Origin of the sequence: Devosia sp. (assembly GCF_030689745.1) — a bacterium.
GTDB classification, from domain to species: domain Bacteria; phylum Pseudomonadota; class Alphaproteobacteria; order Rhizobiales; family Devosiaceae; genus Devosia; species Devosia alba.
Map to the genome: position 1 here is coordinate 1 of NZ_JAUYGL010000137.1, position 5,265 is coordinate 5,265.

5 protein-coding genes and 1 pseudogene are annotated in these 5,265 nt (G+C 62.9%); 3 read left to right on the forward strand and 3 right to left on the reverse strand.

Annotated features, from left to right (window positions below):
* Positions 1-351: pseudogene (locus Q8O80_RS11800) on the reverse strand (hypothetical protein); the annotation flags it as partial.
* Positions 352-511: 160 nt separating this feature from the next.
* A complete protein-coding gene (locus tag Q8O80_RS11805) occupies positions 512-1,534 on the reverse strand; it encodes a YafY family protein (protein WP_305579655.1) in 1,023 nt (340 codons plus the stop codon).
* 102 nt (positions 1,535-1,636) lie between these two features.
* On the opposite strand from Q8O80_RS11805, the gene Q8O80_RS11810 reads away from it, so the two are divergent.
* The 3 genes from Q8O80_RS11810 (at position 1,637) to Q8O80_RS11820 (ending at position 4,148) form a co-directional block, all read left to right on the forward strand.
* Positions 1,637-2,428, forward strand: a complete 792-nt coding sequence (locus Q8O80_RS11810) for an E2/UBC family protein (RefSeq protein WP_305579656.1) — start codon at positions 1,637-1,639, stop codon at positions 2,426-2,428.
* The gene (locus Q8O80_RS11815; protein ID WP_305579657.1) at positions 2,425-3,816 is read left to right on the forward strand and encodes a ThiF family adenylyltransferase; all 1,392 of its coding nucleotides are present in this window, start codon (positions 2,425-2,427) and stop codon (positions 3,814-3,816) included. The genes Q8O80_RS11810 and Q8O80_RS11815 overlap by 4 nt, the downstream gene beginning before the upstream one ends.
* 113 nt (positions 3,817-3,929) lie before the next feature.
* Positions 3,930-4,148, forward strand: coding sequence for a DUF6527 family protein (locus tag Q8O80_RS11820; RefSeq protein WP_305579659.1), 219 nt, complete (start codon positions 3,930-3,932; stop codon positions 4,146-4,148).
* A gap of 81 nt (positions 4,149-4,229) precedes the next feature.
* Here Q8O80_RS11820 and Q8O80_RS11825 read toward each other — a convergent pair.
* Positions 4,230-5,265, reverse strand: a 1,036-nt coding sequence (locus Q8O80_RS11825; protein ID WP_305579658.1) for a DUF3363 domain-containing protein, incomplete at its 5' end; no start/stop codon positions are given.

Genomic DNA, 5,265 nt, shown 5'->3' on the forward strand with positions numbered 1-5,265 from the left:
GTCCTTCGCGGGAATGCCAAACACCGCCTCCAGAAGTTCGGCATAGATGCCGAGTTGCAGAACGTATTCGCCCTTGGCTCGGCGCGACAACTTGGCGTCCTCAGGCCGATATGCGACGCCTTCGGCGGCCTCGGATCGCACGAGAAAGTCAGGATAGCCGAGCCACGCATCCTTGGAGAGCGCGCCCTGATAGATCACCTTGACGCCGGCGTCCATCGCATCCTTCGTGAGACGGGCACGGTCGGCATGCGCGCCCTCAGACGGGATTTTCACCGCCGGGCCATGCAGCGCCTCCAGGCGCGCCAGGACCGCTGCCTCGTGTTCAAACCCCTTGTCGCGGAGGAGCTGCAATGTGGGATCAGCCTCGCCCTCTGGCGCGACTCCGACAAGCCAGAGCGCCACTGCGTGCGGGCAACCAAGATAGTCATTGAGACGGGACGCAGAGAGCGGTTTCATAACGCCGGCAAGGTTAAGGGGCTGGTGCGACAGAATTGGACGCAGGTCCGTTTGGCTATGATCCTTTCCTTGTGGGCACGGTATAGGCAAAGCGGAGGGGTTCTTCGTGATGCGCGAGCGCCACACGGAGTTCGGTCGTCAGCTGCTCGCGCAGCGATACGGGCTCGATGATTTCGACCTTGTTTCCCCAGCAGAAGAGATGCCAGACCAGTTCGAGCATGCCGCTGGCGCGGAACCGCACGATGGCGCCCCCTGACGGATGCGTTTCGACCACTTGGCTTGAATGGAAGCGCCAGTTCTTGAAATCGTCCATGCCGCTGGGCAGCACGTGCAGCACGACATCCTCTTGCGGCCCCTCGAAATAGCCAAAGGACGTATTGGCGAATTGCACCAGATTGTAGTCTTCGGGAGGGGCGGCGGCCTCATCTAGGCATTCCAGATCGGCAATCCGGTCGAGCCGCCAGTGTTTCGGTTTCGTCGTGCCAGCATCGGCGCCGATCAGATAATTCATCCGCCCAAAAATAATGCCGAAGGGAATCACGTCGCGGGACGTTCCAGGCCTCGAGCCGCCGTGATAGACGAAGCGCAACATCTTCATGCTGAGCAGGGCTTGCCGCAGCGTCACCAAGACCGCCGGGTCTTCGGCGGGGCGCGGTCCGGCCTGCACAGCGATAAGCTCCGCGCGCAGCAGGGCTTCAACATCCGTTTCCGTCGCACGCCGCCGTCCCTGACGCATGGCTGCGCGGATTTTCCGATCTAGCTCGGCAAGCGATTCGGCGCGGGCCGTCGCACCGCTCTCGCGCAGTTCCGCAACTGCGACGCCGAGGTCGCTCAACTCATCTGTCGTGGGGTCCTGGAAGAAGCCGTCGAGCCCCTTGGGGATGTGGAAGCGCTTGGACGGGTGATCGGCGATTTCCTCCATCTGCGGAAATACCTCGCGGATGGTGTCGCGCATCCGCTCGACCGTGCGGCGTTTCTCGCCCGTGAAACGACACATTTCATCGAGGGTCATGCCCTCTGCGCTGCTCGCCAGCGCCCGAGCCAATTCAAGGATTTTTTTGGCTTTGTCGTATCGCATAAGATCTGCGTCCAATTCTGACGTAGCAGGATAGCAAAATCCGAGCTGACGGTCACCGACAACCGAAAAGGTGGCCAAAACCAAGCAGCTACGGAGATTTTAATGTCCAATGGGAATGTAAAGTCGCCTGCCGGTGGCGATCACGAACAAACCGGCTCCCACAAGCATTCCCATAACGACGGGGAGCCTGGGCATGACCACGGCGGACACGAACATCACCATGGCGAGCATGGTCATGAGCACCATCACGATGACGGTGTCGTGATCCGGTGGAAACTGAATGTCCAAGGGGTGGTGATCGAATCGCCGCGCCCCACAATCACCGTGCGGGACGCAATCAAGCAGGCCGGCTTCAATCCCGACACGCCGTGGATCATCATCTTGAAGATCACGGGTGAACCCAAGAAGGAGGTCGATCTCTCCTTCACCATCGATCTCCGCCATAAGGGCATCGAGAAGCTGCGGTTGACGCCGCGACAGATCAACAACGGAGACATGCCGGTCGGGCGGCGCGTCGAGTTCGCCCTTCTGCCGCAGGACGAGGAACATCTCGACCGCCTCGGCCTGCGCTGGGAAACCCTCATTGACGGTGGGCGCCGATGGCTGGTCATTCGGAACTATCCCGTTCCGGCGGGCTACCAGTCGCACGCGACCGATATCGCAATCGAGGTGCCGGTCAGTTACCCCGGCGCCCAGCTCGACATGTTCTATTGCCATCCGGCGCTCGCGCGCCAATCCCGCGGAGAAATTCCGCAGACTCAGAGTCGGGAAACCATCACTGGGTTGCAATTTCAGCGCTGGTCGCGGCATCGGCCGTGGGATCCGACGCGGGACACGCTTGCAACCCATCTTGCCCTGGTCGATGAGTCGCTGCGCCGTGAGGTCGAGCCATGAAACGGCGGCATACTTTGGTGCTGCCGCACAGGATCGCCGTCCAACTGCGGCAGCATCTCTTTCCCGGCGACGGACTGGAAGCCGCCGCCCTTCTTCTGTGCGCGAGCACGGGTCGTCGCCGAAACAAGCTGCTCGGCCGGGAGATTGTTCCCGTGCCTCACGACGCTTGCGTTCGGAAGCACGACTTCCTCACTTGGCCTGGCGAATACGTCGAAACCGCCGTAGACCGCGCCGCGCTCTGCGGCGATGTGATAATCGCCGTCCATTCGCATCCGGGCGGCCTGTTTGCCTTTGCCCGCGCCGCCGACGAAAGCGACCGGGTTTTGATGGGTGCCCTGCGGCACGGCACCGATCGGGTTGCCGGTTCGGCGATTATGATTCCGGATGGCGCGATACGCGCCCGTATCTATCACAGCGATCACGCTCCGACGCCAGTCGATCTGGTGATGGAGGTCGGGCCGGACCTTCGTTCTTGGTGGAACGACGGAGCATCGGCAGCAGGTCCTCTACGACCGCCAATGGCCTTCACGAGCGCGATGCGCGCGTGGCTTGGCCTGATGAGCGCGTGCGTCGTCGGCGTTTCCGGAACGGGCTCAATTGTCGCGGAACAGCTCGCGCGCCTGGGCATCGGCGAGATCATCTTGATCGATTTCGACAAGCTGGAGGAACGCAATCTCAACCGCATTTTGAATTCGGGGGTCGCCGACATCGGCATCGACAAGGTGGAAATGTTTGCTCGCGCCATACGTCGCTACAGGCCGGATTGTGGGATCGTGCAATTGACGGGCTCTGTGGCGACCCGCGAAGCCATCTTGGCCGCATGTGAGGCCGACTTCCTATTCTCATGCGTCGATACAGCCGAAGGGCGTCATATCGCGGACCGCATGAGTGCCTTTTTCGCAATGCCGCTGTTCGACGTGGGCGTCGCGATCCCGACCGAGCCGACCTCCGCTGGCGGGCGCCGCATCGCGGAAGTCTACGGACGGGTAGATTACGTTTATCCGGGCGGGTCGAGCCTGCTGGATCGCGGCGTGTACGATGCTGCGCTGCTGGAGGCCGAATACCTCGCTCGGACTGCGCCGTGTGCGCACGCGCAGAAGGTGGCGGACGGCTATCTCAGAGGTGTCAGTGAAGAGGCCCCTGGCGTCATTGCCTTAAACATGCGGGCCGCGTCAGCCTGCGTCATCGAGTTCCTGGCACGGGTATTTCCGTTCCGGGAGTTTCCGAACGAAGCGCGCGCCCGCGCAATATTCATGTTGGCAGAAGGTGACGAGGACACCTTCGCCGAGGGCCAGTTGGCAAACGGCGACCGCTTTCCGATTGCCTGCGGTGCATCCGAGCCGCTGCTGGGATTACCGGCTCTCGGACAACGCAGGAGGGTCGCATGAAGCGCAGGCCGCTCTGGTGGCGTCGGATCGTCGCCGTCTTGACTCCCCGCCGATCGCTCGTGGTTGTCGAGGGGGACATGCTGCCGCACAGACTGCCCCTCTGGAATCTCGTTATGGCTCGTGATGGCGATGAGGATTGGTCCGTGGGCTTGCGATGCCCTTGCGGCTGCGGACAGCGGCTCGAAATGATGCTGCTGAAGGAGGTGAAGCCACGATGGGATATCTCGGTCAATCCTAAAGGACATGTTTCGCTGCACCCCTCTGTCTGGTTACGGGAGGGATGTCGATCCCATTTTTGGGTAAAGGCGGGTAAGATCGTTTGGTGCATCTAAGGCTACCGCCAGTTTACTTGGTCGGTCTCGCCAATTGAGATCCAGAACCCTGCATGTGCGCTCTGGGTCAAAATCGGTCATCTACGACACCGACGGTCCACTCCGCTGCCGCCCTATCGCCCACGAAATGCTGTCGCCGCGCGCAATGCCGGAGACCTGCTTGCCAAGATGCCGCTCCAGCACGGGCCGCCACGGCACCAGCGTGAACTCGCGGGCTTTCTCGATGACCGCGAAGCGGCCGGTGGCGAGATCGACCTGCCGCCGGTAAATGCCCTCGACCTTCTCCCCGGATCGGGTCTCGACGTAGTTCAGCCCCAGTTCGTTCGATAGCTGACCGGCGACGCGGGCGAGCTCACGCCTGCGCAGGATGCCGAGCAGATTGGCGCGATAAACGATCCGGTCCTGTTCCTCACGGGCGAGCTCCTGTTCGATCAACCATTGCCGCCGCCGCACCCGCGCCGCACGCACCTCCCGCCCGAAGCCCTCGTCGCGCACGGGTTCCGGGGTTTCCGCGACAAGCTCGCGGTCGAGCCAGGTCGCCCCCTCGGCGCCGACCTGCCGCTCCAGCGGCAGTGACGACAGCGTTCGCACCGCCACGGGCGTGGCCTGCACCTGGCGTCGCTCGTACGCCGCCGCCCGCTCCAGATGGTCGGGAGCGATCACCCATGTTCCATCGGGCTCCCGCTCGACGCCGCCGATGACGCGGCGGATCGCCTCCAGCCGGCGCACGTGGGTTTCGGCAAAAGGAGCGCTGGCGGACGGGTCGTGACGAAGGTGAACATCGACGTCATACCGCCCGCCATTGGCGGCCGCGATTTCGGACACCGTGCGATCGACCTGCCGGGGCTCGGGGCGCTTCGGATCAATGCGCACGATGGCGCCTTCGGGCGTGGGCTCGGTGGCCTCCCCCTTGCCGATGTCGACATAGTGGGTGCGGCCGTCAAGAGCGTCGACGATCAGGTAGTGGCGGTCGTCGATCTCATCGGACAGGCCCCGTGCGACCACCCGGCCGGTGATCGGGCGGCTGTCCTTTGCGGCTGGGTCGAAGATCACGTAGTCGGCGGCGGCGTGCGACACCCCTTGCGCTGTCATCTCGCGATGCATCGTCCTGATGATG

What these genes read in the sequence shown, in the direction of transcription:
- Q8O80_RS11815 (WP_305579657.1), top strand. Translation starts at nt 2,425, where the DNA reads ATGAAACGGCGGCATACTTTGGTGCTGCCGCACAGGATCGCCGTCCAA.
- Q8O80_RS11805 (WP_305579655.1), bottom strand. Translation starts at nt 1,534, where the DNA reads ATGCGATACGACAAAGCCAAAAAAATCCTTGAATTGGCTCGGGCGCTG.
- Q8O80_RS11820 (WP_305579659.1), top strand. Translation starts at nt 3,930, where the DNA reads ATGGCTCGTGATGGCGATGAGGATTGGTCCGTGGGCTTGCGATGCCCT.
- Q8O80_RS11810 (WP_305579656.1), top strand. Translation starts at nt 1,637, where the DNA reads ATGTCCAATGGGAATGTAAAGTCGCCTGCCGGTGGCGATCACGAACAA.